This window comes from Shewanella sp. 11B5 (assembly GCF_002836795.1).
Classification (GTDB): Bacteria; Pseudomonadota; Gammaproteobacteria; order Enterobacterales; family Shewanellaceae; genus Shewanella; species Shewanella frigidimarina.
In genome coordinates this window covers 1-2,507 of record NZ_PJAP01001050.1, presented here as the reverse complement: position 1 = coordinate 2,507, position 2,507 = coordinate 1, and the positions used below count along the sequence as shown (strand labels likewise).

Here is a 2,507-nt window from a genome sequence, read left to right as displayed (position 1 = left end):
TAATCAATAATCACAAACAGAGACAGACATAAAACTCATCTATCACCAAAATAAACCTGATTATCAAACAAACACTAATCAAGAGTCGCGATGGTCATTAGCACTGTACTTGCTTGCAACAACAGCAAACAAATACAGAGCCAGCTATATTACTTCGCTTTAGGTCTAAACGGCTTAATTACCGCTTCATCACAAACTAAAAACGGCCCATCCATTAAATCGATGCAATAAGGAATTGCAGGGAATACAGCATCTAAACATTCACGGATAGACTTAGGTTTACCAGGTAGATTAACAATTAATGAGTCGGCACGTAGCCCAGCTGTTTGACGAGACAAAATAGCGGTTGGCACAAACTTTAATGATTCGGCGCGCATGAGTTCACCAAAACCAGGCATCATTCTATCGCACACCGCTTCGGTTGCTTCTGGCGTTACGTCCCGTTTTGCTGGGCCGGTTCCACCGGTAGTCACGATTAAACAGCAGTCTTGATTGTCAGCTAAATCAATCAATGTGGCTTCAATAACGTCACGCTCATCGGGGATCACCTTGTAAACAGGTTCCCATTCCGAGGTTAAATACTCATTCAATACATCAATAATCGCCTTACCAGACAGATCTTCATATATGCCAGCACTGGCACGATCGCTAACGGTAACGATGCCTATTTTAGCTTTGCTCATGGTTATCTTTCCCTTATGTGGGGTAAAAGCAGTAATGCAAATATATGCCGACAATCTAACAAAAAAAGCGGCATTTACAAAATCTTAAACTGATAGGTGGATCACTGATCTAGGTTCCCATTGATTAAGTCAAACAATGACTTCTGTAAGTGGGTTATTTATACTTGGATAATTGAGCTGAGTAATGCGGGTTAATGTTCTGGTTTGGCGGCTATTTAATATGCCCAGCGATAAACGATGAATGCCATGAGATTCGTCATAATATATGGCCTAGCAACCCGTCGGTATAGCGTAACAACATAAAGCGAGTGAGTTCTATGCATACAACCAAACAACGTGGTTTCACCCTTATTGAATTGGTGGTAGTCATTATTATTTTAGGCATTTTAGCCGTAGTTGCAGCGCCTAAGTTTATTAATCTGAAAAGTGATGCGCTTATTGCCAGTTTGAAGGGATTCCAGGGAGCGTTAAAGTCAGCGAATACCTTAGTTTATTCAAAAGCGGTATTGTCGGGTCAAGAAAAGCTAGACCCCGGTTCAGTGACGGTCAACGGCACAACTATTAGTACTACTGTGGGGTACATAACCTCTCTGAGTGCAAATGTCGCGGTTGCGATTGACGGTTCTTTTGAAGTGATGACGAATGCAAATGATGCGATTACCGCAGACTGGGGACTCTATGATGTGTCAGGAGGTAACGTGTATATTTTCCCTAAGGGATATGACATTAATGGCAACTGCAGCTTGCGTTACTTTATAGATGGGACTAAGCCGACCGATCCAATATTTTATGCCCTAACCACCACAGGCTGTTAATTGTATAAGCTAAACATAAATTGGTTTAATTTGCACTTGGCCGCTAACACCAACACAGAAAGATGACGCGTCTTGTTTTAAAAACACAGCAAGACAGCGTCCATTAAAGCTTATTTAACGGGTGAATACCCTTTGACATGTTGAGCTAAAATCCCCGTAACCGCCATTTCAGCAACATGACGTAAATCATCATGTGTCGCACCATCAGCAGCTTGGATAGACATGCCTTTAAATAATGTCACGATCAAGGTTGCTAACACTTTCGGCTGACAATCATCAGCTAATTCGCCTCTTTGTTTAGCCTCAGCAAACTGATCAATTAATTCAGATTGATGTTTAGTTTGCAGCAGATGAACCGCTTCTTTAATCCCTTCGCTTGCTTCATTGCATGACAACGCACTATTGATTAGCGCACAACCTTGCGGGTGGCTACAATCGGTGAACTGCGCCGCCGCGCCTACTAATAAAGCTCGAATAACATCGGCAATATGCTCATGTTTAAAGGCGGTATTAAATAGCGAATCTGGGCGATTTTCATAAAGCTCAATGGCTTTTAAGAACAACTGCTCTTTATTACCAAATGCAGCATATAGGCTGGGTTTTTTAATTCCCATCACCTCAGTTAATTCGCTTATAGAGGTACCTTCATAGCCATTACGCCAAAAAACATGTAGCGCTTGCTCTAATGCAAAGTCGATATCAAACCCACGAGGGCGTCCGACGCAAGCTGCTTTAGTTATTGTCATCAATAGTACCTCTTATATTAACGAATCATTATTTATCATCACGTTAACTGACTAATTTACGATAGATAATTCGTACATCTTAGCACAACGCTAAATCATAGAAAGGGTTAATAATAAGTAGATTAAGCGCTTTTTTTCATCTTTATCAAGCATTGATTAACGCTATTTCATCGTGACTCTCCACGTTATATGCCGTGAAGCTATTTCATCATGCTGATTATTAATCACCTTGTCATAATAATTTAATACCAATCGGTACAAAA

General features: G+C 40.8%; 3 protein-coding genes. 1 reads left to right on the top strand and 2 read right to left on the bottom strand.

Features of this window, described 5'->3' with window-relative positions; genetic code table 11:
• Nucleotides 1–149: 149 nt before the first annotated feature.
• A complete protein-coding gene (gene mog, locus CXF78_RS20155; protein WP_011639389.1) occupies nt 150–683 on the bottom strand; it encodes a molybdopterin adenylyltransferase in 534 nt (177 codons plus the stop codon).
• Between the two features lie 317 nt (nt 684–1,000).
• Here mog and CXF78_RS22030 point away from each other — a divergent pair, with 317 nt between their 5' ends.
• On the top strand, nt 1,001–1,498 hold the full coding sequence (locus CXF78_RS22030) for a prepilin-type N-terminal cleavage/methylation domain-containing protein (protein ID WP_011639390.1): 498 nt from the start codon (nt 1,001–1,003) through the stop codon (nt 1,496–1,498).
• 110 nt (nt 1,499–1,608) lie between these two features.
• Here CXF78_RS22030 and CXF78_RS20145 read toward each other — a convergent pair whose 3' ends face one another.
• Nucleotides 1,609–2,244 carry a TetR/AcrR family transcriptional regulator gene (locus CXF78_RS20145; RefSeq protein WP_011639391.1) on the bottom strand — a complete coding sequence of 212 codons (636 nt, stop codon included), beginning with the start codon at nt 2,242–2,244 and terminating at the stop codon, nt 1,609–1,611.
• Nucleotides 2,245–2,507: the final 263 nt, after the last annotated feature.